Here is a 26,128-nt window from a genome sequence, read left to right as displayed (position 1 = left end):
TGATAATAAGAGTCATAAAGACCATTATTGCAAGACAACCGAATACAAGGAAAATATAATGAGTGTATTAATCGATAAAGATACCAAAGTATTGGTACAGGGTTTTACTGGTAAAAATGGTACGTTCCATTCTGAGCAAGCCATCGAATATGGTACTAAAGTAGTTGGTGGTGTGACTCCAGGTAAAGGCGGTCAAACGCACCTAGGTCTACCAGTATTTAACACGATGAGCGAAGCTATGGAAGCGACTCAAGCTGACGCTTCTGTCATCTACGTACCAGCACCATTTGTACTAGACTCTATCGTTGAAGCAATCGATGCTGGCGTTAAGTTGATCGTTGTGATCACTGAAGGCGTACCGACTATCGATATGCTAAAAGCAAAACGCTATCTTGAAGAAGCGGGCGACGTACGTTTGGTTGGTCCTAATTGCCCAGGCGTTATCACTCCAGGTCAGTGCAAAATCGGCATTATGCCAGGTCATATCCATCAGCCAGGTAAAGTGGGCATCATCTCACGCTCTGGTACGCTGACTTATGAAGCGGTTGCTCAAACAACTAAGCTTGGTTTTGGTCAGTCAACGTGTATCGGTATCGGTGGTGATCCTATCCCTGGTATGAACCAGATTGATGCCCTAAAACTATTCGAAGCGGATCCACAAACTGAAGCTATCATCTTAATCGGTGAGATTGGCGGTACTGCTGAAGAAGAAGCTGCTGCTTACATCAAAGACCATGTAACCAAGCCAGTTGTTGGTTATATTGCTGGTGTTACCGCTCCAGAAGGCAAGCGCATGGGTCATGCTGGCGCTATCATTTCTGGTGGTCAAGGTACTGCTGAAGAAAAATTCAAAGCGTTTGAAGATGCTGGTATCGCGTATACGCGTGACCCATCTAAGCTTGGTGATAAGCTAAAAGAAGTTACTGGTTGGTAAGATAGGCAAAAGCCTACTAACTACCAAAACTTTGTTGAAATGTTGAAAGGGCACCCCTACAATGGGGTGTCTTTTTTATGTCTGAAAACTTTATGAAAAACAAAATATTAGTCACTGGCGGTGCTGGATATATCGGTTCGCACACTTGTATAAGTTTGCATAAGTTATATTGCAGCTATTAATCTGAGACTTTCGAAATTGATATAGGTTATATTTGTTAATATATTTTACGTAAACAGAGTATAAATCTAAACGGATATGAACTACCCAAGACTTATTAAATCCTATTACTCATTTAACATTTTTCTCTAAACTCATCTTTTGAATATAGCTAAAAAACTATGAATAAAATAACGCATGCTGTTATCCCCGTCGCAGGCTTTGGTACTCGTATGTTGCCATTGTCTAAATCTGTACCTAAAGAGTTGTTGCCTTTAGGTAATCGTCCAGCTATTCATTACGTGGTAGAAGAGGCCATCGCTGCGGGTATTAAGCATATCGTCTTGGTCGGTCATGCACAAAAAAGCGCAATTGAAAACTACTTTGATATCAATTCTGAGCTCGATAACCAACTGCGCCATAAAGGTAAAGATGAGCTGGCTGACAGCTTGAACTGGCTACCAGAAGACGTCACCGTATCGATGATACGTCAAGGTAAAGCTTTGGGTCTAGGGCATGCGGTATTGTCAGCACGCCCCATTATCGGCAATCATGATTTTGCAGTATTGCTTCCAGATGTTGTGCTTGATCCGTTTACTAATGACATGTCGGCTGATAATTTGGCTTTTATGATCGATGCATTTGCTAAAGATGGTCATTCACAGATATTGGTTGATCAAGTGGCAGATGAGGATGTGCATAAATATGGTATTGCTAAACTGAGTAGTAATAGTGAAGTGAACGACCACGTAGATGTTAATACTAGCTTTAAAGTTGCAGGATTTGTGGAAAAGCCAAGCTTAGCAGAAGCGCCTTCGAAACTGGCGGTTGTAGGCCGTTATATTTTTAGTAATCATATTTTTGACTATCTGGCCGATACAAAAGCTTCAGTCGGTGGTGAAATTCAACTAACGGATGCGATTGATGCTTTGATTAGTGAGTACGGCGTGCATGTCACTACTATGCGCGGTGATAGTTATGACGCAGGTGATATGCGCTCATATATGCAGGCGTTTATCTACTTTTCCGAGCAGCAACTAGCGGACGATAAATAACCAATGGAAGAGATAAAAGGCAATAAAAAATATAAGCGTGCTCGTGGCTCTCAGCATTGGGAGCACTTGCAATCGCTTGCATCGCGGTCATGGTCGCTGGCAGATTTATTTGCGCAAGATGATAGCCGTACGACACGCTTTAGTATTCAAGCGGGTGCATTGTATATGGACTACAGCAAACAGTGCATAGATGAGCAGGTAGTAGACAGTCTGTTACAGCTAGCAGGCAGCTGTGAGTTGTCCTCTCGGATTGATGCGCTTATGCAAGGTGCTATGGTTAATAACAGTGAAGAGCGTGCGGCGTTACATACGGCCTTGCGTCTACCTGAGACGGCAAAGCTACAAGCAGGTGAGCAAAATATTGTTGCCGATGTACACCATAGCCTAGGGCAGGTAGCGAGACTATCCGAGCGTGTTCGTAGCGGAACGTGGCGTGGATTCTCAGGAAAGGCCATCACCGATGTTGTCAATATCGGAGTCGGTGGTTCTGACCTTGGTCCACTTATGGCGACTACGGCGCTTGATGAATGGGCAGATACTAGTATCGAGGTACATTTTGTCTCTAACATGGATGGTACTCAGCTTGATAACCTACTCAAGCACTTAAATCCTGAAACCACTTTATTTATTATTTCCTCTAAATCTTTTGGCACGGTTGATACGCTATCAAATGCTAAAACAGCATTGTCATGGTTACTTGCAACGGCAACCCTCCGTGCCGGTACAGAAGATAGTGTATTGCGTCGGCATTTTATCGGAATCTCGGCCAATAGTGCAAAGATGGATACATGGGGGATTCACCCTGAGCACCAGTTAGAGCTTTGGGAGTGGGTTGGCGGGCGCTTTTCGTTATGGTCGGCGATTGGTTTGGCTATTGCTATCCGTATTGGTATGGCTGGATTCAAAGAGCTGCTAAGCGGTGCGCATAGTATGGATGAGCACTTTGCGCAAGCTGATTTTGCGGACAATTTACCAGTATTATTAGGATTGCTAGCAGTGTGGAATAGTACGTTTTTGAAAGTAAGTGCCCACACCGTATTGCCTTATGATGGCAGGCTAGGTTATTTACCGAGCTATCTTACCCAGCTTGAGATGGAAAGTAATGGTAAGTCAGTTACCCAGTATGGCGATCGTATCGACTATGATACTTGTCCGATTCTGTGGGGAGAAATTGGTTCAAACGCCCAGCATGCCTTTTATCAACTCTTGCATCAAGGAACGCAGCAAGTCTCTTGTGATTTTATCGCTTGCGTACGTCGCTATAGTGATCAGGCGCAAAATACTTCATTACAGCAGCAGCATGAACTATCTTTAGCCAATTGTCTGGCACAAAGTCGGGTACTGGCATTTGGTAATGCTGCTGTGACAGAACTGGTCGATCAAACAACAGTATCTCGTGTAGATAAATACAAGTACTACCGTGGTAATCAACCATCAACCACATTGCTTATTGATGAGCTCACACCGCATAGTTTAGGGGCACTGATCGCGCTCTACGAACACAAAGTTTATGTGATGGCCAGTATTTGGGATATTAACCCGTTTGACCAGTGGGGCGTTGAGATGGGTAAACAAATGGCAGAGTCTGTCCATGATGCCATGCAAAAAGAGTCTCAAGGTCAATTTGATACGTCTACTGACCAGTTATTACAACATATTAAAAAGTTGTCCTAATAACGGTTATGGGTCAACAATACAGGAAAGTACGCTCATGGAGACTGCCAAAAATGACAGTTACAAGCATAAATATAAAAACATATCTGAAACCAATCAAATGAGTGAGCCTGCAGTCAGTGTGCTCATTGGTCACAGTATAGAAGCGATTACCAGTGCGGTCGTGCTGGCAAGTCTTGGTCAGCGTGTGCATCTTTATGCAGATATAGATCTATTGACTGAGCAGATACAACAGTATAGTTTTGAACATCATTTGCAAGCATTGTGGCAGATGTATGAGCAACAGCAAGTTATCATTAGCAAAGCATTGCCAACTAATGCGGAGACAGTAATAGCACACTATGAGTCTGCAAGTCACAATGAAGCTGATACGCAGAGTCTTGCGGCATTGTATTGGTTGTTTCTTGATAGCACTCAGGCAGTATGGACAGAGGACAGCTGGATTACCGCTTTTAATCACAGCCATCAGCAGAAGATACCGGTTATTATGAGTGGTATTGAACAGCTAGGTCATGTATCGGAACTGGCTCAGCATTTGCAGCGTGCATGGGTGTATTATATACCTTTCATATTCTTACAAGATGGGGATGCGTATAGCTCGATGTTGAACCCTTCGCTATGGCTATTGGGTGAAAAAACAGCGAGTAGTAGCCAACAACTACATGTGTTAAAACCGTTGATGCAGCATGCGCGTGCTGCTCATTATGCTGATATCGCAACGATTGAGTTTGCTCGTAGTAGTATCATGGCGATGCTGGCAACACGAGTGAGTTTTATGAATGAAATGTCACGCTTGGCTGATAGTCAGAACGTTGATATCAGTCAGGTCAGTCGTATAATGGGGTTAGATGAGCGTGTAGGCAGCAGCTATCTACAAGCAGGATGGGGATTCGGTGGTAACACCCTACCTACCGAGCTGACCAAGTTGCAGCAGTCGAGCAAAATGCACAGTTTGGATATGCCTTTATTAGAGTCTGTCGTACATATCAACAAAGATCAAAAAGAATTGATATTTCGTAAGTTTTGGCAATATTTTGATGGGTTTATTGATAACAAAACCGTCATGATTTGGGGTGGTAGCTACAAGTCAGGTTCAGGACGTACTGCAGGGTCAGCCATTCATCCACTATTGGCATTGTTATGGTCTTATAATATTCGTACGTTGGTGTACGGTGATAAGGCGCAGGCCGAACTTGCCGAACGCTATCAACAGCAGCCATTACTCAAATTGATTGCTAACCCTTACGAAAGTTTGCACGATGCCAACGCTATTTTTATTATCAGTTGGTCACCGCGAGATCAGTTGGATATTGCCAAAATAAATCAGCAAGCGATGCCCATATTTGATACACAAAACGCTTTCACTCGAACGCAAATCAATAATCTGGTAGGGGACTATATGGGTATTGGTCGATCCAAGTAGCTTGTTTTCATAGCCCCGCAATACTTATTGATTAAAAAACGCTCACTAACCAGCATTAGTGAGCGTTTTTTGAATGTCTAATCAGCGCTAAAAGATAAGACTATGCGGGCACAGCTCCTTGATCCGCTAGCCATCGCTGAATGGCTTGAGTTTTAGTGGTCAGCAGTTCTTTATCACCACGACTCTCGATATTCAATCTAATAAGTGGTTCGGTATTCGATGCACGTAAATTAAAGCGCCAGTCACCAAAGTTCAGACTTAAACCATCTAGAGTTGATTTGGTAGGATTATCCACACTGAATTTTTCTTCAATGGCATCAATAATGGTTGGTGCATCGAGGGTGGTCAGGCGAAAGTTTAATTCACCTGAGCTTGGGTAATTTTCAATATAACCTGTGACTAATTCTGATAAGGTCTTGCCAGTGACAGACAGAAGCTCAATCGTCAATAGCCACGGAATCATACCGCTATCGCAATAGAAAAAGTCACGGAAATAGTGATGAGCAGACATCTCACCACCATACACGGCACCCGAGCTGCGCATGACTTGCTTGATAAATGAGTGTCCAGATTTACTGATGACAGCCTTGCCGTTGTGCTTTTCTATCACCGCTTCAGTATTATAAATGACACGTGGATCATAGACGATTGATTCGCTTTGTTCTTGATGTTTATTCAAAAATGCCTGGGCGAGCATGCCAACGACGTAGCTACCATCGATAAACTCACCTCGCTCATCAAATAAGAAGCAGCGATCAAAGTCCCCATCAAAAGCAATACCAAGGTCGGCGTTGTTATCCAAAACCGCTTGCTGAGTGGCCACTCTATTGGCTTCAATCATTGGATTAGGAATACCATTAGGGAAGCTACCATCAGGGGTATGGTGCAGTTTAATCACTTCAATAGGTGCACCAGCTTGGGACAGTTGATCGATTAGTAAATCGACCACGGGACCTGCGCTGCCATTGCCTGAGTTGATCACCAGCTTGAGTGGCTTGAGCTTATCAACATCAATAAAAGTCATAACATGATCTATGTATGCGCTTTTATCGGTCAGTAACTGCAATTTACCTGATTGGTTGTCTGTAGTGAATTGTCCCGATTCTGCCAATGCCTGAATCTCTGCCAACCCATCATCAGCACTGATAGGTTTTGAATACTCTTTGACCAGTTTTAGGCCATTGTAGTTGATAGGGTTGTGGCTGGCAGTGACTTCGATACCGCCAAGCGTGTCGTAATGGCTGGTAGCAAAATACACTTCTTCAGTACCGCTCATACCCAAATCAATAACGTCGACACCGGCATCCATTATTCCTTGAATGGCGGCTTGTTTTAATTGCTCACTAGAATGACGAATATCGCTACCAATAGTGATAGCTGGCTTCAGAGCTGTCATATCATTATTCTGAGCCTTCACTGCTGCCTGATAACGCTGATACAAAATCTGTGCGAATGCTCGTCCGATACGATAGGCTATGTTTTCATCTAAACTGACGCCCAGCTCGCCGCGAATATCGTATGCTTTAAACGAACCAATAGTAATAGGAGTAAATTCCGTTGCAGGTTGATAGCTGGTGGCAGCAGAAGTTGACATAATGATAAAATTCCTTGGGAATGAGCGGTGATAGAGTTAAAACGCGCGTAGCACGATTATAAATCAAGTTGTGTTCAATGATACACTAACTACTAAAGGTGTGAGGCGTGTGTCGATAGGTAGGGTCAAAATATATGCCCATCAACCATGCAAATCCAATATACGCCACATTGAGTTATAAAATAATAAGCGACACGTTCTGTTAAGTAGATAATTAACCCATAAAATTATAAGAGTTACCATCATGAGTATTGTGAATACTACTACCGAGCCGAAGCCGGTACAAGGAACACCAGCCCCTAGCGGATCGCTCGATGATCTTTTAGCGTTGATGGCACGATTAAGAGCAGACTGTCCGTGGGACAAAAAGCAAACCAATCATAGCCTTATTCCTTATGCTATCGAAGAGGCTTATGAGCTAGGCGAAGCCGTACAAAGCGACGATGACGAAGATATCAAGGGCGAGCTTGGCGATGTGCTACTGCAAGTGGTGTTTCATTGTCAGATGTATGCTGAGCAAAGACGCTTTGATATGAGCGATGTCATCAGTACTTTGCAAGAGAAGTTAGTTCGTCGTCATCCACATGTGTTTGAGGCTGAAACGCTACAAGACGACGCTGCGGTAAAAGAGCGCTGGGACGAAATCAAGTTAGAAGAACAGCAAGCACGCGAGGCACGTGGTAAATCAAAACGTCGCTTAGATCAGGTTAAGGCGGGTAGTGCTTTGATGCAGGCACAAGATGTACAAAAGCAAGCGTCAAAGTTAGGTTTTGATTGGGAAGGTGTTGCAGGTGCGGTAGACAAGCTAGACGAAGAGATTGCTGAACTCAAGCATGAGCTAACAGATAAATCTGCCGCAGATATCAAGACCAATATCAGAGAGGTCGAAAAAGAATTGGGCGACTGCATGTTTGCGCTCGTCAATGTCGCACGTAAACTAAACCTCGATGCAGAAGCAGCGACTTTAACCTGCGTGCACAAATTCAAATCTCGCTTTGGCTATATCGAAGAGCAATTGGCAGCGAGTGGCAAGCGTGTCGAGGACAGCGATATATCAGAGATGGATGCACTATGGGAAGCGGCGAAACAACATGAACGCTCAGCATAAAACGTCATTTACCAGAATGATTATGATAGCGGCCTTTAGTCTCGTATCGACTGTCGGTACAACTATTGAGGCTAATGCCTCTGAGCCCTGTTTTGATGATCCTAAACGCGCCTATGAGTATTTGATCGCAAAAGAGCAATCTGTAATACAAGCGCGTGAGCAAAAAGTAATCAATATTAATAGAGCCAGTGAAGGTGAGCTGGTGTCATTAGATGGCATTGGCAGTAGTAAGGCGCAGGCTATTATTCTATATCGTGAGATGTTTGGTGGTTTTAGGACTGTTGACGAGTTAGAAAAAGTAAAAGGGATTGGGGCGAAAACAGTTGAGAAAAATCAAAAGCGTTTAAGCGTAGTGGATTAACAGCTGTGTTTTGCATTAATTAATCCTAATATTGACAAAATAGCATGTAAGTAAATGTCATAACACCCCCAGTACGTCCAAAATTTGTTAAACTAACGGGTACATCCGCCTGATAAACGCTGTGTTATTCAGGGGTAGTTAAAGAATACCGGCGAGGAGTAGATGCATGGCCGAGCGTGCCGCCAAGCAGTTAGAACTGAACAAATCTGAATTACCCAATTCCATTACTGAAGTGATTGCCACATTGACCCGAGCTGGGTTTGATGCCTATATCGTCGGTGGTGGTGTGCGCGATACTTTATTGGGCTTGCGCCCGAAAGACTTTGACGCTGTTACTGATGCCAAACCACATGAGATCAAAGATGTCTTTGGTAAGCGTTGCCGTATTATCGGTCGTCGATTTCAGTTAGCGCATGTATATTCAGGTCGCGAGTTGATTGAAGTGGCTACTTTTCGCGGTCCGCCAACCAGCGATGCCAATACCAATCGTGATGGTATGATCCTGCGCGACAATGTTTGGGGCGATATTCAACAAGATTTTTCTCGCCGTGACTTTTCTATCAATGCGCTCTATTATCAACCGCTCAAAGGCGTCGTCCATGACTTTTGCGGTGCGCTGGAAGACATCGATAATAGAGTCATTCGCCTGTTAGGTAATGCGCCAGTGCGTATTGAAGAAGATCCTGTGCGCTTGCTCCGTGCCCTGCGTTTTAAGGCAAAATTAGGCTTTGAGTTTGATGACGCATTGGCTGAGCAATTCCATGATGGTAATTGGGCACTGCTTGAGCAGATATCACCGCATCGACTCTATGATGAAACGCAAAAAATGTTTACTGGTGGTTATTTAGTGCCATTGTTGCCGTTACTTTTTGAGTCAGGTGCCATTGATAGCCTTATCATTTATCCACCAGCCGAGCCAAGCGCCTTGGTCAACCAAGTAGCGATCAATACTGATAAGCGTATTGCTGCTGGCAAAAGTATTAATCCAGCATTTTTCTATGCTGCGCTGCTGTGGGAAAACTATTTACATCAACTGGCAAAAGCCAAAAAGCGCAATATGCCGTTTGCGGAAGCACAAATGCATGCTGCTGGCAAAGTTATTGACCGTCAACGTATCAAAACAGCAATTCCAAAATTTGCTGAGCAGTTTATCCGTGATATTTGGATATTGCAGCCAAAACTTGCCGCTCCTCGTAGCAAACAAATTGTTCAGCTCTCTGAGCATCCACGCTTTCGTGCAGGTTTTGACTTTTTGTTACTGCGCGAACAGTGCGGTGATGCTGAGCACCCGCTATCAGAGTCGACCAATGATATGGGTGACTGGTGGCAGACATATCAGACATTGTCTGAGCGCGAGCAACAACAGGCGATTGATGAGTTTGATGAAAACATTCGCCGCGGTGCCTACAAAAAAGGACAACGTGGTCGTGGCCGCAATCGTCAAAAGCCAGAAGCCAATACCATTGATAATGCATCATCTAATCAAAACAGCGCTAAACAAAGCAAAGCCAGTAATAGTGCTGGGCAGGGTAGGAATGATCAGACAATGGTAAACGATCCATCGAATATTCCAGCACGTCGTCGCCGCGCTACCAGCCAAGCTAAAACAGGTCGAAATGGTAGTAAGCATCATGACACGCAGCAGGTGAAACAAGATAGCAACGAGCTTGCACAGCTACAGCAGTTATCGCTCAGTAGCGACGATCAATCAGCAAACAAACGCCATCAGTCTAAACCTGCGCCGTTGTTTGTAATAGAGCACGATAATGTCGTGCCGCCATTACGGAAGCAGCTATCAGATGATAAAGCGTCAAAGCGCAGTAAGACGCCTGCAAACAAGCAAGAAGCTATGCAGAAGCGAGCATCTATTGATAGCGATGCACCGCAGCAAACCGCCAAAGCTGATCGTCAGAATAGGAATCAGCCTACTAAAACTGATCTGCCAGAGACTAATTCGACTAATTCATTGTCTAGTCAGGCAAAACCAACGCGCTCGATCGCAAGGTCACCTGCATTGGTGAGTATGAATAACGAGCCAATTCCGCATAAGCGTCGCCGCCGCGAGCCTACTGTTGACAGCACAGACAGTGCTCAAGTACAAGCTGATGATAAGGCGCCAGCAACAGCAAAGTATGCGAAAAAAGCACCTAAACAAGTTGCTCAGTCGACTGGTAAAGCTGATGTCAAAGAAGCGACAAATACCGAAGCAAAGAAAGTCGCTACACCTGCAAGAGCTAAAAGACCAGCTAAAACGACTACTGATAAACCTGCTCAACCCAGTCAAATGGCGAGTGACCAACTCTCTGCTATCAAAGTGACTGAGAGTAAAGGCCCTGTACCATCAAAGCGTCGCCGTCGTCAGCCTAGTACCGATAACGCTTAATGTTCTCAGGATGATTTGTAAATGGTGGTAGGATGAGTAAAAGTAGTTTTGATAGTGGCAACGTATCGGGTAGCAACACATCTATATCAGCAACTAATAGCGTTGACGAGACCATGTGGTTCACTTGCTATGTGGGCTTAGGTAGCAATCTGACTAACGAGCTAGGGTCACCTATAGAGCATTTGCAGCAAGCGCTTAAAAATATGCAAAATCATGAGAAGATACGTAAAGTGACGGTATCTTCTTTTTATGCATCAGTGCCGATGGGACCACAGGATCAGCCAGACTTTGTTAACGCAGTTGCTGGTTTTGAGACAATGATGAGTCCTTTCGATTTGCTTGGCTTTTGTCAGCAGTTAGAAATGTCGGCTAAGCGAGCACGCTTACGTCGTTGGGGTGAACGCAGCCTGGATGTCGATATTTTGTTATATGGAGATATACAAGTCGCTGAACCGCAGCTAACGATTCCACATGAAGGCCTAGGCGAGCGTAATTTTGTCCTGATACCATTACGAGAGTTGGCACCCCATTTGACTATACTAGACAAACCAATAGGTGACTATTCACAAAGCTGCGATTGGACAGGCTTAAAGCTACTATCAGATGCTTGATATCAAATAAACCATAGTCAATGCTCAAAGTTATGTGATGAGAGCGTAATCAATTGCCGGCAAAATTACAGCTAGCGATATCAATCATTAAAGGTATTACAAGTTAATTGAGGGTCATATGACAACGTTATCTACTTTAAATAAATTTAAAAAAGAAGGCACCAAATTTACGTGTTTGACGTGCTATGACTCAATGTTTGCACGAATGATGGACAAAGCGCAGATCGATACGATTTTGATCGGTGATAGCTTAGGGATGGTCGTACAGGGTCATGATTCAACGCTACCTGTGACAATCAATGATATGGCTTATCATACTGCCAATATTGCTCGTAGCAATAAACATGCTCTGATACTGGCTGATCTACCGTTTATGAGCTATGCGACATTGCCAGAAGCCATTGCCAATAGCCGCCAACTGATGCAGGCAGGCGCCCATGTAATCAAAATTGAAGGCGGCAATGAGCTGTGTGAACTGGTCACTACCTTAGCACAAGCAGGGACACCAACTTGTGTACATCTCGGTTTGACGCCGCAATCAGTTAATGTCTTTGGGGGTTATAAAATCCAAGGTCGCGGTGATGAAGCGGCTGACAAATTACTCGCTGATGCTAAAGCGGTCGTTGATGCAGGTGCGGCGCTATTAGTGTTGGAATGTGTTCCAGCAGCACTGGCAGAGGCAGTCACAGAAGCGGTTGCGGTACCTGTTATCGGTATCGGAGCAGGCGCAGATACCGACGGTCAGGTACTCGTTATGCATGACATGCTTGGTATGGTACATGGGCGTGTGCCACGCTTTGTACATGACTTTCTGACCGATGAGCGCAATGATGCAAACAGCATCGAGGGTGCTTTTGCTTTGTATCAACAGTCAGTACGCGAAGGCAGCTTTCCAACTGAACAACATCAATTCGATTAACATCGTTGACGCTTTTACATAACAGAACGCTTTAATAAAAGAAAAAATTACCATGTCTCTTATCATTCATCATCATATCTCGTCGTTACGTGAGGTTTTGCAGTCTTGCCGTGGTCAGCAGCATACCAAGGATAAAGGTGTGCAGCGTATTGCTCTAGTACCAACGATGGGCAATCTGCATAACGGTCATCTTGAGCTGGTAAAAATTGCCAAGCAGCATGCGGATGTGGTTGTCGTGAGCATTTTTGTGAATCCTACTCAGTTTGGCGTGGGTGAAGATTTTGACAGTTATCCGCGTACGTTAGACGAAGACGTGGTTAAGCTTGCGACAGTGGGTACAGATTACGTGTTTGCCCCTAGTATCGAAGAGATGTATCCCGTATTACCACCACCCACCAGCGTGTTGGCTGGTGAGATTGCCAATCAATTATGCGGTCAATCACGTCCCGGCCATTTTGATGGTGTGGGTACTGTGGTCTCCAAGCTATTCAATATTGTACAACCAGATATCGCCGTCTTTGGACAAAAAGATTACCAGCAGCTGGCTATCATTAAGCAGTTAGTGCGTGATTTGAGCTATCCCATCGAGATCATCGGCGCCCCTATTGTTCGTTCTGATGATGGGCTAGCACTGTCATCGCGCAATCAGTACTTAAGCACATCTGAAAGAAATACGGCGCCTATATTGCATCAAGCATTACAAGATTTGGCTGAAAAATTAACAGATAGTGGGATTAGTCAGCAGGCGTTTCAAACATTGCTAACAAACACGCACAAGCGTATTAGCGACGCAGGTTTTGTGATTGATTATCTAGAAGTAAAAACTGAAGATCTAGACGCTATGACTAATGATTCAATAATCTTCAATGCAGAAAACAAAAATCTCGTTATTTTGGTCGCAGCTTGGTTAGGGCGTGCACGGTTATTGGACAATCAGTTAGTGGCTATTAATTAGTGATTATCAGTTAATGACAATGGGTTAGCTTTTTTATACCGTAATGTACTAGATGGGATGAATAGAGCATGGATACACGTCAGGATCAAAGCGATAATAATACAGCATCGACAACGCCTCAAGTATCAACCGATAAGCTCAGCATCTTGGTGGTATCAGGTCGTTCAGGATCGGGGAAAACCTCGGTGCTGAACATTCTAGAAGATCTGGGATATTATTCTATTGATAATCTACCCTTGTCATTGTTACCCAATGCGGCACACAAGCTGATTGGTGAGAGCGGTATCAATCGTATTGCCCTTGGGGTTGATATTCGCACGCCGCGCGCTGATCTGTCTAACTTTGCAGCGACACATGAGTTGTTACGAAAAACTTATGGGGCGCAGGCAGTACAAGTCCTATATGTGACAGCGCAAGAGAGTACGCTAATTGCACGTTTTAATGCGACGCGCCGCGTCCATCCGCTAATGTCTCAAGATGTCGATAGCGACAACGCCAGACACATTGCATTTAATTTGCCTGCTGCACTCAAAAAAGAAGTAGAGCTGTTGGAGCCAATTTCTGCTCATGCAGATATCACCATCGATACCAGTAGTTTAAACATCCATCAGCTAAAAGACAGCTTGCGCGAACATGTTGGTGTGGACAATCAAATCGTCATTAATTTGCTGTCTTTTGGTTTTAAATACGGCAGTCCCATCGATGCGGACTTTGTATTTGACGTTAGGATTTTACCCAATCCGCACTGGAATCCTAAGCTGCGCGCATCGACTGGTCTCGACATTGAAGTAGATGCCTTTTTTAGCGACTATCCTGAAGTGACAGAAATGCTCAATGACATTGATAAATTTTTGACGCGCTGGCTGCCCGAGTTCTTGCACAATAATCGTCATACAGTAACCGTTGCCATCGGCTGTACAGGCGGTAAGCATCGTTCAGTATTTATTACTGACCACCTACAGCGCCGCCTCACCGATACCATGCCACAAGGCGTCAAAGTACTAGCAAAGCACCGTGAAAAAAGCCGTTGGTAATTCATTTCGACCCTATTCATTTTATTACTTATTATTTTGGAACGCTTTTATGATCGACTGGAAAGAACAGGACATGCGCGTCTCGCGCACAGAACTCAAAAAAGCCCATGAGCGCTTGCAGCAATTGTCTATACCGCTCGCAAGCCTGTCAAAAAAGCAGCTAAAGACTCTACCTGCCAGTGATTACTTTATGGCTGAGCTCATGGCATTGGCTGACATTACCAGTGCTAATGCTCGCAACCGTCAGACCAAGCGCGTTGGCAAACTTATCAGTGAAGAAAACCGCCACGAACTTGTCAAAGCATTGTTTGATGCATTCTTCCCAAAAGAGCAAGTCTCTAAAATAGAAAGCTGGTACGATCGTCTAAATATCAATGATGAAGGGACACTCAAGCAGTTCGTCAAGCAGTACAAGGCTTCTGAGCACAACAGTATGTATCAATTACTGCTATGGATTGAGTATGCTAAGCATATGCAAGACGATGAGCTACTGGCAGAATCGAAAGAAGATTTGGCAAGCTATATACGCGAAGTAGCGATTTTGTCGCAGTTGAAAAAATAGACACACATAATAATATCGATTATATTTTAGAGCATAAAAAAGCCAATCAATTATGATTGGCTTTTTTTGTATCACTAGGCTGTTTCGATTTGCACTTGCTTCAATTATTTTTTCTCGGCACGCGCTTTATCGACTAAATATTCAACAACTTTAGGTACTTTAGCATCTTCACCAGTTACCACATATTTGCCTTGTACAACGACGGCTGGTACGCCAGACAGTTGATAACGTTTAGCACCTGCTTGTGAGCGACCAATTTTTGTACCCACTGCAAATGAGTTATAAAGACTGTTAAATTTCTTCTCGTTCACCCCTTTTGATGCATACCATTTGCTCAATGATGATTGATCAAACAGTTTTTTGCCGTCTTTATGGATGGCATCAAATAACGCAGCATGAGTTTTGTCTTCATATCCCAAAAGCTGAGCGGAGTAAAAACCACGTGCATTGGCTTCCCAAACAGGGTTGAGCGCTGCTGGTGTTCTAAAAAACACGACATCTTTGTCTTTGGTTTTTGCCCATTTTTCCATATGCGGATCAAGAACATTACAATGCGGGCAGCCATACCAGAAAAACTCACGAACAATGATAGCATCACCGCTGATGGTTTCTGGATTGTCTAGTACGCGATAATCTTTTCCAGCGACATAGTCCGCAGCTTGTGCGCCCATAGAAGCAAGCCCAATGGCCATCGCTAGACCAGTCAGTGTCATGACACGTTTCATACTTTATCCTTGAGGTGTAGGGATTTGGAGTTCGTTAAGAGGTTTATGCACTGGTGGCTTTCAAACGCATGATATTTGCAATATGCAGTTTTCACCGTGTTTGAATGATGCAGCGCCAAGTATAGTCGAACGATACAGCAGTATTAAGGTATCGACTATGATAACGCAAAATGCATACACTTGTGAATCGGATTCTTAACCGACAGTTGTAAAGCTGTTAGCTATTATTGAAGACATATTGCTTAGCGCTTTTCAGTCTTAGCTTGTTTGGCCTTGTCTCGCCAACACTTATCATTATCCTTGCTCCGTGATGATTACGAATAATGCGAACAAATAATGCCTGCGACAAGGTGATAACTCATAAAAAATGTGTATTTACCAAACCTATTCACAATCAGTGACGATGTACTTACGACAAATTCGCAGCTGCCATGCTAATATTGAACACATAATCGTGCACTGCATACGATAACAACTATAATAGTAATCAAGGACAATCCTATGAGCTCAGCCTTACCTGTTTCGTCATCTTCAAACGACGAAAACTTAAATAATAGATCGGCTAATACTGTCAATGTTGATCCTAGCGAAGTCGAGAAATTCAATAATTTAGCAAGCGAATGGTGGAGCAATACAGGTGCCTTTGCCACTCTGCATGAGATCAATCCATTACGCTTGAACTGGATAGAGGAAAACATAAAACGTGGCTATCAGGGCGATACTAGTAATAATGGTACGCCTGCCAAAACAGCTGAACAAGGACTTGCTGGCAAAAAAGTACTAGATGTTGGTTGCGGCGGTGGCATATTGGCAGAGTCTATGGCACGTCGCAATGCTGATGTGACAGGAATCGACCTAGGTACCGAAAACTTGAAAGCGGCGGCGTTGCACGCAGAACAAAGTGGATTAGAAAGCACTTTACGCTACCAGCATATCCCAGTAGAAGCGCTGGCAAAGACGCATGCGGGTCAGTTCGATGTCGTAACCTGTATGGAAATGCTTGAGCACGTTCCTGATCCCAGCTCGATTGTGCAGGCTTGTTATGAGCTGCTAGCCCCTGGCGGTGTCTGTGTGCTGTCGACAATTAACCGAAACCCCAAGTCGTATCTGTTTGCTATCGTGGGAGCAGAATACGTACTACGATTGCTCGATCGCGGCACCCATGACTATGCCAAGTTCATCACGCCAGCTGAATTAGACAAGATGGCAATAGACACGGGGTTTGTCCGTCAGGATATTATTGGCTTACATTACAATCCATTGACTAAGCGCTATTGGCTTGCCCAAAATGTCGATGTTAATTATATGATGGCAGTCCAAAAGCCATTGGCTTGATACTGGTATCAGTTACCTACATTCACCGTAATTCATTAAATATATGATCAATCTCAAGAGCATTCACTATGACCCAATTCGTAAAAGCTGTTTTATTCGACCTTGATGGGACGTTAATCGATACTGCTGCTGATTTTGTTCGTATCATTGGCAAAATGAGTTTGGAGAATAACTGGCAAGCGCCGCCTGAGGCAGCAATCCGTGAGCAAGTCTCGGCGGGTGCGTCAGCTATGGTGCAATTGATGCTCAGACACAATGATCAACTTGAGGTTAGCGATGACGCATTGCTTGATTTTCGTCAGCAGTTTTTAGACGACTACGAAGCCGATATTTGTGTGGACAGCTGTGTGTTCCATGAGCTCGAAGCGGTACTGACTGATTTAGAAGAAAAAGGTGTCCCATGGGGAATTGTCACTAACAAGCCCCGTTATCTGGCAGAAAAGCTATTAAGCGAAATGCAACTAGATGATCGCTGTGCCGCTCTGGTATGCCCTGATGATGTGTCCCGATCAAAGCCTGATCCAGAGCCGATGTATATGGCATTAGAGAAGCTAGGGATTCCTCGCGGCGCAGCTGGTTGTGTCCTATACGTCGGTGACCATATACGTGATATAGAAGCAGGCAATGCGGCTGGTATGCCAACGATTTTGGCCGCTTATGGTTATATTCCGCCTGAAGATCAGAAGTCTTTGAAAAAGTGGGGTGCTGATTATATTGCTGATACCCCTGAGCAATTAAACAAACTGCTGTTGTCTTCTGGTAAATTTGATTATTTATAAATTTTTAGTTTTTAGTTTTTAGTTTTATAGCTATCAGCTATTGGTATGTTTAAGTCTATAAAGACAAGCACATATTTTAACGATTCCATGATAATAAATGATAAGTAGTGAGCAACGCTATGAGTGACCATATTGACCAGCCAGCCAATCAACAAAACAGTCAGCAAGACAACCAAAGAACCGTCCAAAGTCGCCTCCAGCCTTTGACTCATGATGATATTCGTAGTTTTGTGCCACCTAATGATTGCCTAGATGGTAAGACTATCTTGGTGACTGGCGCAGGTGATGGTATCGGCCGTGTTGCCGCTTTGACCTACGCTCGCTATGGTGCCACAGTCCTATTGCTAGGACGGACCAGTAGCAAGCTTGAATATGTCTATGATGAGATTGAAAGTCTGGGTGGTAAGCAGCCTGCAATGTTGCCTATGAATTTAGAAGGGGCGACTTATGCTGAGATGCAGCAGTTAGAAGGATTGATCGACAAAGAAGTGGGTCAGCTGGATGGCATATTGCATAATGCTGGTGTGCTTGGTCAATTGACCCCGCTTGAGATGTACGACGTCGATACGTTTGCTGAAGTGATGAAAGTTAACTTTACAGCGACCTTTATGCTCACCCAAGCACTGCTTCCCTTATTGAAAGATGCTGATCATGGCTCTATCGTCTTTACTTCTAGTACAGTAGGTACGCATCCTCGCGCATTTTGGGGCGCTTATGCGCTCTCAAAACAAGCAGTAGAGGGTATGAGCAATATATTTACGCAAGAGACGCAAAACACCACAAACTTACGTTTTAATTGCGTGAATCCTGGCGGTACGCGCACTAATATGCGTGCTCATGCTTATCCAGGTGAAAACCCTATGAGTTTAAAAACACCTGAGGATATTATGGCAGGTTATGTCTGTCTGATGAGTGACGACAGCATTGGCGTGCGCGGGCAAGTTGTTGAGCTACAGCCTAAAAACTAACAGCGAAATATTTTAATTAATATTGCCGAGTTATATTTACGATACAGTGGTTGTTATCAGGTTGCAATCCAGTAAAACCAGCCCCATCTATCTGTTATTAAAGACTTTTGTATTGTCTAATTATGACAAATAAATAGGATGAGATTATGGCAGGTGGTTGGTCAAGAGATGGTGCTGAGCACGAGCAGATGGACGCAACGGTTAATGATGCGTTGGAACGAGCGCGACGTTCGCTGCCTACAGGTATCAGTGCTGAGCTATGTGATGAATGTGGCAATCCTATTCCAGAAGCGCGGCGACTGGCGGTTCCTGGTATCCAACACTGTGTCAGCTGTCAGACCGAGCTTGAACAAGAAGCAAAGGCTGCGGAACTGTTCAATCGCCGCGGTAGTAAAGACAGTCAATTGCGTTAATTGAATGGTTTTAGCAAGAGCTAAGCAACTTTGGGTAAGAGAAGTCAGAGTGAGCATAAAAAAGCGACCCCTGTTCTACATAGCAGAGGTCGCTTTTTTATGTTCATTTTTTTGTGTTAATGCTTTTATTCTAGAGCGACTGTATAACCATCGCCATCAGCTCTCGATCAAAAGCTTCCCAATCTACAGAGTCTGATGAGGATTCAGTATGGGATGCGGTCTCTATTTTTTCTATAGTTGTATCGATAGCATTTGTATCGACAGTATTGCCTAACTGTAAGATAACCTCCAACCGACTGTCAGTCTGTGCATCAATTGTCTTGGTAGTTATACTGCCAGGATTGAAGTTGAGTTGCAGCCAGCCATCTGAAGTATGTACCACGCCTTTGATACGCTGCCAGTTTGGCAGTGCTAATAGCCAGTTTTGTAATTCATCAGCGTCTAGCACGTAGTGTGTAGGCAATCGCCATCCAGCCAGCTGAAAATCTTGCTGCTCTTCATGATATCGATAGGGTAATTCGGTATCAGTATTAGCTTGAGTCTCAGCCTCATCCCCAATACCGTTCGAAGATGATGAAACTCCCAAAGTGCTTGGCTGTGACAGTGAGCCAAGCGTAGGTTTTTGATTATGAGCGATGTTGACTTTGCGTTGGTTTGAAATGATAGCGCTGGGCTTATGCAGTTGCTCGTTTAGCGTTGCTAAGTAGTTATGTGCTAAAGGGGTATTTGACGAGCCTGATATATCAGGCACTACTTGTTCAGATACTGCCCAAACAATTTTTACTTGTGAATTGAGCTTGGCTATCCACTCTACCAAGGATTGTTTTTCGTTACTACTCAATTGAGTATAGCGATTGATGATCAGTACATCGGCATCACGGATATGCGCTTGAAAGCCATCATGATGACGGTATTTAGTCTGTTGCCACTGCTCAGCGCTCAGTACAGTGATCACGGCGCTCATTTTCAAAGCTGTCTGCCAGTGCGGGGCACTGAGCTGTAATATAAGCTCGCGCGGATGAGCTAACCCTGTAGGCTCGATAAGGAGTCGCTGTGGATGATGGTCACTGAGTAGACGACTGATCGCTATTTGTAAGGGCAACTGGCTGGTACAGCAGATACAGCCGCCACTGACTTCACGAATGGCAATGTTCTTTTGCTCAAGCGTGCTGGCTTGTGAGCTTGCTAAGAGTGCACCATCAATACCAATACGACCAAACTCATTGATCAGTAAAGCCCAGTGTTCGTTATCAGGCTTTGCGGCAAGCAACTGATTAATCACTGTGGTTTTGCCAGCACCTAAAAACCCTGTCACTAACGTGCAGGGTATATTTTGAAAAATAACAGCATTTTTCACAGAAATGCTCATTATATAGGTCGTATTTGTGAGTTACCGAACACGACCCATACTAAAAGGAAATGATAGTAGTCAGAAGCTACTCGCTTTTGACGGTGTCTGCCTCAGCCTCGTCAGGGACGAACACATAGCCGACACCCCATACCGTTTGGATATAACGCGCTTGGGAAGGATTATCCTCAATCAGACGACGTAGACGTGATACCTGTACGTCAATAGATCGCTCCATCGCGCCCCATTCGCGCCCGCGAGCAAGATTCATCAGCTTATCACGAGTCAGTGGCTCTCGTGGATGTTGTACCAAGGCTTTGAGCACTGAGAATTCACCTGTGGTAAGCGTCACTACATTGCCGTCGCGCTTGAGCGTACGAGTTGATAAGTCTAGGGTCCATGGACCAAACTCAACCACTTCTAATTGATGACTTGGTGCGCCTGGGAGCTCACGATTCTGACGACGTAATACTGCTTTGATACGCGCCAATAGCTCTTTTGGATTAAAAGGCTTTGGCAGATAGTCATCTGCACCTGCTTCTAGACCTGCGATGCGATCTGCATCGCCACCTTTGGCGGTCAGCATGATAATTGGGATGTCAGCATTGTCTTCGCGTAAGCGTTTACAGATACTGATACCGTCTTCACCTGGCAACATCAAATCTAGTACGACCAGAGAGAAAAGCTCGCGCTGCATGAGTTTGTCCATTTGACTGCCATCGTGAGCAGTACGAACCACAAACCCGTCGTCTTCTAGAAAGCGCTGCAGCAAAGAGCGCAGACGGGCATCGTCATCGACGACTAAAATACGCTGAGTCAAAGTATCTGGGCTGTTATTATCAGTCATACAGGCATCCTTTTATAAAAATTATTGTTAGCAGAAACTACGAGTCAAAAGCGATGAGTAAAACATTGCTATTGGTTGCCATTATTTAGTTATTGGGCAAAATAGATACGTCACAAAATCAAAAACTATTGTTCAATATGTCAACGCATATCGATATTTGTGTCATTGATACTTTAGTGTATAAGATTGCACCGTTAATTGCATCACTCATAAGGACAAATGCTGTATGCGTTTGTTTAACGAAGCCATGGAACGTTTGATACAAAACGATTTGCGCTACAAAATAGACGATAAATAACGAAAAGATAAAAAGGATTTTTATTCATGCAGCTTTTGCTATAATGCAAAACTACATTTCTCAACGATTGATACGTATATGAGTAGCACTGATACCTTAACGTCATCTCAAGCCTCGACAAATGCACAGGTTTTGGATGCAACCACACACGCGAATATTCACGACAAGCTTGCTCGCGCGCTTGGCATTAAGACTGCTCAAGTCAATGCGTTTGTGAAACTTTATGATGAAGGCGCGACCGTTCCTTTTATTGCGCGTTACCGCAAAGAAAAGACGCAAAATCTGGACGATGCACAGCTGCGTGCACTAGAGAAGTCTTTGAACTATGAGCGTGATATGGCTACACGTCGCCTCAAGATCTTGGAGCTACTCAGTACACAGGGCAATCTGACTGATGAGCTACAGGCGCGTATCGATAATGCGACCTCTAAGCTTGAGCTTGAAGATATCTATCTGCCATATCGTCCACGTCGTCGTTCACCTGCTGCCAAAGCGCGTGCCGCAGGTCTCGATGTTGCTGCACAAGCAGTATTGACGCAAGAAACCACTCCGACTGACGCATTGGCTGATTATCAAGTCCAATCAAGTATTACTGATGATAGTGGTAATGAGATTGAAGTTGATTTTAGCGATATTGAAAAACAGCTCGCGGGCGTACAGGCAATTATCGTTGATGAATGGACACAGGCACTAGGCTTGCTAGATAACTTGCGTAGTGGTTTTGCCAAAACTGCCAGTATCGTATCGAGTGTTGCGAGCGAAGAAAAGCGCGAAGTGGGCGAGAAGTTCAAAGACTATTTTGAACATAGCGAAAGCCTAGCTCGTCTCCCAAATCATCGTCTATTAGCAATGTTACGTGGTCGTCAAGAGAACGTCTTGGGTCTAAAGATTGAAGGCGAGGATGCCCCCTTTATCGAAAAAATCATTAGCAATTTTGATATTGATGCCAAAGCACCGGCTGCACGTCGTGAATTTTTGACGGAAGCGGCCAGTAGCTTGTGGAAAGACAAATGGCGTCCGCATATCGAGCATCGCTTGTTGACTGAAAAGCGTCTAGCCGCAGAAGCGGATGCGATTGATGTATTCGCTAGCAACTTACAGCATCTACTCATGTCTGCACCAGCAGGCCCCAAAGTGATTTTGGGCGTTGATCCTGGTATCCGTCATGGCGTAAAGATGGCTATCGTGGACGCTCAAGGTCACGTGATGCTAGACAGCGAAGAAAAGCCTGTCATCGCGACGGTTTATCCATTTGCACCTGATAACAAAATGACTGAAGCCAAAACAGTCATTGATGAGCTATTAGGCACTTATAACGTAGACCTAGTGGCTATCGGTAACGGTACGGCAAGCCGCGAAACCGATGCGATGATTAAAGAGATTCTAGCGGCAAATGATGCACTGAAAGCTAAAGCTGTTATCGTTAATGAGTCGGGCGCGTCTGTCTATTCAGCGAGCGAGCTTGCCAGTGATGAGCTTGCTAACTTAGATGTCTCTGTACGCGGTGCCGTTTCTATCGCACGTCGCCTGCAAGATCCGTTATCAGAGCTTGTCAAAGTCGATCCGAAAGCTATCGGTGTTGGTCAGTATCAGCATGACGTGAACCAGAACCAGCTAGCGGATAGTCTCGATAAAGTCACTCAAGACAGCGTGAATGCGGTTGGTGTGGACGTCAATACGGCGAGCCCTGCTATCTTAGCTCACATAGCAGGTCTTAACCGCAATGTGGCACAGCAAATCGTCACGTATCGCCGTGAGCATGGCGCCTTTGATAGTCGTGAAGCACTCAAAAATGTCCCACGCCTAGGTGCTAAAACTTTTGAGCAAGCAGCAGGCTTCTTGCGTATCCATAATGGTAGCAATCCACTAGATGCGACTGGCGTACATCCAGAAAGTTATGCCTTGGTCGATAGCTTATTGGCACAAGCGGGTAAGCCGTTGCCAGAAGTTATCGGTAATGATGGTGTGCTGAATGCCATCGATACGACCACACTAGCGGCTAACGATGATAATGTCAGCGTAAAAGCGATATTAGATGAACTGGCTAAACCTGCACGTGATCCAAGACCTGAGTTTAAAACGGCTAACTTCCGTGATGATGTGAATGGCATCAAAGATTTGAGCGAAGGGATGACCCTAGAAGGCGTTGTCACCAATGTGACGGCCTTTGGTTGTTTCGTTGACGTAGGGGTACATCAGGATGGTCTGGTACATATCTCACAGATGGCTAATGACTTTGTCGCAGATCCTATGAACCGCGTCAAGCCAGGTGATATCGTATCGGTACGTGTCATCTCTATCGATGAAAAACGTGGGCGTATCGGCTTTAGTATGAAACCTGAATCTGAGAAACCTGCACGTACAGCGGCTATAGATACGGATGGCGAAAAAACCAGTCGTCCACGTAGCAATCCTGCAAATAGCAACCGTCCAAATAATAGTCGCCCAGCTACTGATAAGCGTTCCGCTAAACCACGCGGCAAGCGTCCGGACAATGCAAACAGTAACCGCAGTAGTAAACCAGTCAAAAATGACAAAGCTGAATCACCGAGCAAGATGGGTACGCTTGGCGCCTTGTTACAAGAAGCTGGCGTGACTAAGACAAAGAAATAAGTACGCTACGGTATAGGTAATATACCAATCGCAATACGTAAAAAGGCAGCCATATGGCTGCCTTTTTATGTTCGGTAAATCAGTGATAAAGCATTGATTGACTTAAAAAAATTGTTAGCCTTAACGCGATACCGCAATACGGCGGTTTTCTTTGAACTGTACATTGGCTGGCTGTGTGGCTAGTAACTCACCGCGTTTGTCTCTTTTCTTTTCTTGTAAAGTACTAGCGGTATCTGCCATTTTATTATCGGAAGCCGCTTCACCTGCAATCAATGGCTGATAGTTTGCATTGCTGTGCTGCATGTTAGGTGTCTGGACGCTACGTGCAGGAACTTGAGCAGTTGGCGCCGCAGTCATTGCTGCAGCATTGGTAGATACCTGGGCGTTGTTTCTCAAAGCGGCATTATTGTTGGCCTTATTACGCATCATATCATCGGCTTCGTCACCCATGTCATCGGCTTCGTCGTCCATATCGTCGGCATCAGACTCATCGATATCAACAGCGCCAGGTTGGGTAGCTAGTAGCTCACCATCAGGACCTTCTATTTCAGATCGTAAAGTGTTGTCAACGGCCGTGCTACGCATATCTGCTGGCATAATGTCACTGTTCCCCATAGGGGCAGCCATTGCTACAGCTGGTAACATAAGAGTAGTTCCTACGATTAAAGATAAAACGTTCTTTTTCATTGTAAAGCTCCAAAACCTATAAATTGATAATTGAAAACCGATCTATATACCCAAGTCCTAACATCTATATCCAAATACAATCACTTAGCTAAAGTGTTTTAAAAAAAGTAACTTATATGAGGTAACTTATATGAGGTAACTTATAATAAGTAACCTAGATATTAATAAGTAATTTATATATAAACTGCTTTGAATATAAATCGACTTAAATAAGGGCATATATAAATGTGATCAGCTTTTGATTTAACCTTGTTCTAATTGGTAAAAGCAAAATACCAGCTATATAGCTGGTATTTCAGTAGTAAACTCATTAAAGTTCTAACAGCTTGGTATATTCTTGTGATGTTATGAAATCAAGCTCTATGACTATTGGTACATGCATCACCGTTTTTATTCAATAATCATGTACTCAGTATCATCAGAATTCATTGAGCGTTGCTGATTGTCACTATTATCATCAGATAGGTCTATCACAGGGTAGCTCTGAGTCACTGCTATATTATTAATAACATCAACATCTGCTTTTTTCCCAACGATAACCGTGTCATTGGCACTGTTTTCAATGGCAATGGCATCTCCTCTAGCTGTATTAATACTTTTGACTTGGTTTTCTGGCACGAGGATAACTTCTTTAACTCTGTAACTTGTAGGGCGGATGACACGGGTGGTCTCAATCATCACTGGTTCTACGCTACGTGCTTCAGCGATAGCGAGTTGTGCTTCTGGCGCTGCTACCTCACCTACGATAGGAGTAGGGAACTTGCCGCCAAAATGGTTATCACATTGTTGCATGCTCAGGCGTACAGGGTTTCCTGCACTGTCCATGTAGACGTTGACAGGCATGTCAGCTGCAATAGGGATGTACTTGCCGACCAAGTCTCCTGATACACCATAGCGACCGTTTGCTTGACCAACACCTAAGTCACAAGCACCAGCTGAATAGTTGCTGGTAGGCAAATTATTACTATTAACAACGCTCTGAGGGATCATGACTTCAGACAATCGCATTTTGCCGACAGTTGCTTCACCAGCCTGGCGTTTTGGGTTTTGATACGTATATGGGGTATAGAATTTGGCTGAGCCATCTCGAACGGCAGTCACGCATTCTTCATAACTGTCGTAACCAACATTACCATGACCGTCTGTCACCATGGCGGCATTAGCTGAACTGGCAAAAAAAGCAAAACCTGAACTTAATATGGCGGCTGTTAATACATTCAATTTCATCGTTATTTCCTTTTTAGTTAATGTTAGCAATCCTGCTGTTTCTCTGTCTTATAAGAAGCTAGAACTATTCTTATGTCTAGTATCACTTCTTTAAGCAATACTTAATCCTTTAACCA

23 protein-coding genes are annotated in these 26,128 nt (G+C 44.2%); 17 read left to right on the top strand and 6 right to left on the bottom strand.

Annotated elements, in window-relative coordinates; translation table 11 throughout:
* Positions 1 to 58: 58 nt before the first annotated feature.
* The 4 genes from sucD to AC5JP1_RS09475 all read left to right on the top strand — a co-directional run bounded on the left by sucD (position 59) and on the right by AC5JP1_RS09475 (position 5,245).
* Entirely contained in the window at positions 59 to 934 is an 876-nt protein-coding gene (sucD, locus tag AC5JP1_RS09490; RefSeq protein WP_298808923.1) for a succinate--CoA ligase subunit alpha, read from the top strand.
* A 341-nt stretch (positions 935 to 1,275) separates the two neighbouring features.
* Positions 1,276 to 2,148: a UTP--glucose-1-phosphate uridylyltransferase gene (locus tag AC5JP1_RS09485; RefSeq protein WP_493843945.1), complete on the top strand. Its 873-nt coding sequence runs from the start codon at positions 1,276 to 1,278 to the stop codon at positions 2,146 to 2,148.
* 3 nt (positions 2,149 to 2,151) lie between these two features.
* Positions 2,152 to 3,822 carry a glucose-6-phosphate isomerase gene (pgi, locus tag AC5JP1_RS09480; protein WP_493843944.1) on the top strand — a complete coding sequence of 557 codons (1,671 nt, stop codon included), beginning with the start codon at positions 2,152 to 2,154 and terminating at the stop codon, positions 3,820 to 3,822.
* A gap of 37 nt (positions 3,823 to 3,859) precedes the next feature.
* Positions 3,860 to 5,245 (top strand): UDP-glucose/GDP-mannose dehydrogenase family protein, encoded by a 1,386-nt coding sequence (locus tag AC5JP1_RS09475; RefSeq protein ID WP_493843943.1) that lies wholly within the window; start codon positions 3,860 to 3,862, stop codon positions 5,243 to 5,245.
* A gap of 100 nt (positions 5,246 to 5,345) precedes the next feature.
* On the opposite strand, the gene AC5JP1_RS09470 is transcribed toward AC5JP1_RS09475, so the two are convergent.
* Positions 5,346 to 6,839, bottom strand: coding sequence for a phosphohexomutase domain-containing protein (locus AC5JP1_RS09470; protein ID WP_493843942.1), 1,494 nt, complete (start codon positions 6,837 to 6,839; stop codon positions 5,346 to 5,348).
* Positions 6,840 to 7,083: 244 nt separating this feature from the next.
* Between AC5JP1_RS09470 and mazG the strand changes: the two genes are divergently transcribed.
* The 8 genes from mazG to yjgA all read left to right on the top strand — a co-directional run bounded on the left by mazG (position 7,084) and on the right by yjgA (position 14,772).
* Entirely contained in the window at positions 7,084 to 7,947 is an 864-nt protein-coding gene (mazG, locus tag AC5JP1_RS09465) for a nucleoside triphosphate pyrophosphohydrolase (protein ID WP_493843941.1), read from the top strand.
* Positions 7,931 to 8,308, top strand: a complete 378-nt coding sequence (locus tag AC5JP1_RS09460; protein WP_493843940.1) for a ComEA family DNA-binding protein — start codon at positions 7,931 to 7,933, stop codon at positions 8,306 to 8,308. Before mazG ends, AC5JP1_RS09460 begins: the two co-directional genes overlap by 17 nt.
* 166 nt (positions 8,309 to 8,474) lie before the next feature.
* Positions 8,475 to 10,691, top strand: a complete 2,217-nt coding sequence (gene pcnB, locus AC5JP1_RS09455) for a polynucleotide adenylyltransferase PcnB (RefSeq protein WP_493843939.1) — start codon at positions 8,475 to 8,477, stop codon at positions 10,689 to 10,691.
* 113 nt (positions 10,692 to 10,804) lie between these two features.
* The gene (folK, locus tag AC5JP1_RS09450; protein WP_493844465.1) at positions 10,805 to 11,302 is read left to right on the top strand and encodes a 2-amino-4-hydroxy-6-hydroxymethyldihydropteridine diphosphokinase; all 498 of its coding nucleotides are present in this window, start codon (positions 10,805 to 10,807) and stop codon (positions 11,300 to 11,302) included.
* Between the two features lie 118 nt (positions 11,303 to 11,420).
* Positions 11,421 to 12,221, top strand: coding sequence for a 3-methyl-2-oxobutanoate hydroxymethyltransferase (panB, locus tag AC5JP1_RS09445; RefSeq protein ID WP_493843938.1), 801 nt, complete (start codon positions 11,421 to 11,423; stop codon positions 12,219 to 12,221).
* A 52-nt stretch (positions 12,222 to 12,273) separates the two neighbouring features.
* Positions 12,274 to 13,176, top strand: a complete 903-nt coding sequence (gene panC, locus AC5JP1_RS09440) for a pantoate--beta-alanine ligase (protein ID WP_493843937.1) — start codon at positions 12,274 to 12,276, stop codon at positions 13,174 to 13,176.
* 68 nt (positions 13,177 to 13,244) lie between these two features.
* Positions 13,245 to 14,210, top strand: coding sequence for an RNase adapter RapZ (rapZ, locus tag AC5JP1_RS09435; RefSeq protein WP_493843936.1), 966 nt, complete (start codon positions 13,245 to 13,247; stop codon positions 14,208 to 14,210).
* A 49-nt stretch (positions 14,211 to 14,259) separates the two neighbouring features.
* A complete protein-coding gene (yjgA, locus tag AC5JP1_RS09430; protein ID WP_319050683.1) occupies positions 14,260 to 14,772 on the top strand; it encodes a ribosome biogenesis factor YjgA in 513 nt (170 codons plus the stop codon).
* 104 nt (positions 14,773 to 14,876) lie between these two features.
* Here yjgA and AC5JP1_RS09425 read toward each other — a convergent pair whose 3' ends face one another.
* The gene (locus AC5JP1_RS09425; RefSeq protein ID WP_493843935.1) at positions 14,877 to 15,497 is read right to left on the bottom strand and encodes a thiol:disulfide interchange protein DsbA/DsbL; all 621 of its coding nucleotides are present in this window, start codon (positions 15,495 to 15,497) and stop codon (positions 14,877 to 14,879) included.
* A 501-nt stretch (positions 15,498 to 15,998) separates the two neighbouring features.
* Between AC5JP1_RS09425 and ubiG the strand changes: the two genes are divergently transcribed.
* The 4 genes from ubiG (at position 15,999) to AC5JP1_RS09405 (ending at position 18,992) form a co-directional block, all read left to right on the top strand.
* Positions 15,999 to 16,832 (top strand): bifunctional 2-polyprenyl-6-hydroxyphenol methylase/3-demethylubiquinol 3-O-methyltransferase UbiG, encoded by an 834-nt coding sequence (gene ubiG, locus AC5JP1_RS09420; RefSeq protein WP_493843934.1) that lies wholly within the window; start codon positions 15,999 to 16,001, stop codon positions 16,830 to 16,832.
* A 68-nt stretch (positions 16,833 to 16,900) separates the two neighbouring features.
* On the top strand, positions 16,901 to 17,611 hold the full coding sequence (locus AC5JP1_RS09415) for an HAD family hydrolase (protein ID WP_319050680.1): 711 nt from the start codon (positions 16,901 to 16,903) through the stop codon (positions 17,609 to 17,611).
* Between the two features lie 119 nt (positions 17,612 to 17,730).
* Entirely contained in the window at positions 17,731 to 18,579 is an 849-nt protein-coding gene (locus AC5JP1_RS09410) for a YciK family oxidoreductase (protein WP_493843933.1), read from the top strand.
* A gap of 146 nt (positions 18,580 to 18,725) precedes the next feature.
* Positions 18,726 to 18,992, top strand: coding sequence for a DksA/TraR family C4-type zinc finger protein (locus AC5JP1_RS09405; RefSeq protein ID WP_201600864.1), 267 nt, complete (start codon positions 18,726 to 18,728; stop codon positions 18,990 to 18,992).
* A gap of 130 nt (positions 18,993 to 19,122) precedes the next feature.
* Here the strand turns inward: AC5JP1_RS09405 and AC5JP1_RS09400 are convergent, their stop codons facing one another.
* Positions 19,123 to 20,361, bottom strand: a complete 1,239-nt coding sequence (locus AC5JP1_RS09400; protein WP_493843932.1) for a CobW family GTP-binding protein — start codon at positions 20,359 to 20,361, stop codon at positions 19,123 to 19,125.
* 67 nt (positions 20,362 to 20,428) lie between these two features.
* Positions 20,429 to 21,187, bottom strand: coding sequence for an osmolarity response regulator transcription factor OmpR (gene ompR, locus AC5JP1_RS09395; protein ID WP_319050677.1), 759 nt, complete (start codon positions 21,185 to 21,187; stop codon positions 20,429 to 20,431).
* 376 nt (positions 21,188 to 21,563) lie between these two features.
* Between ompR and AC5JP1_RS09390 the strand changes: the two genes are divergently transcribed.
* Positions 21,564 to 24,098 (top strand): Tex family protein, encoded by a 2,535-nt coding sequence (locus tag AC5JP1_RS09390; protein ID WP_493843931.1) that lies wholly within the window; start codon positions 21,564 to 21,566, stop codon positions 24,096 to 24,098.
* Between the two features lie 120 nt (positions 24,099 to 24,218).
* Here AC5JP1_RS09390 and AC5JP1_RS09385 read toward each other — a convergent pair whose 3' ends face one another.
* Both AC5JP1_RS09385 and AC5JP1_RS09380 read right to left on the bottom strand, forming a co-directional pair.
* Positions 24,219 to 24,743 (bottom strand): hypothetical protein, encoded by a 525-nt coding sequence (locus tag AC5JP1_RS09385; RefSeq protein ID WP_493843930.1) that lies wholly within the window; start codon positions 24,741 to 24,743, stop codon positions 24,219 to 24,221.
* A gap of 432 nt (positions 24,744 to 25,175) precedes the next feature.
* The gene (locus tag AC5JP1_RS09380) at positions 25,176 to 26,012 is read right to left on the bottom strand and encodes a hypothetical protein (protein WP_493843929.1); all 837 of its coding nucleotides are present in this window, start codon (positions 26,010 to 26,012) and stop codon (positions 25,176 to 25,178) included.
* Positions 26,013 to 26,128 lie beyond the last annotated feature (116 nt).

Source organism: Psychrobacter sp. H29 (assembly GCF_059073055.1).
This window is presented reverse-complemented; position numbering and strand designations above follow the sequence as displayed.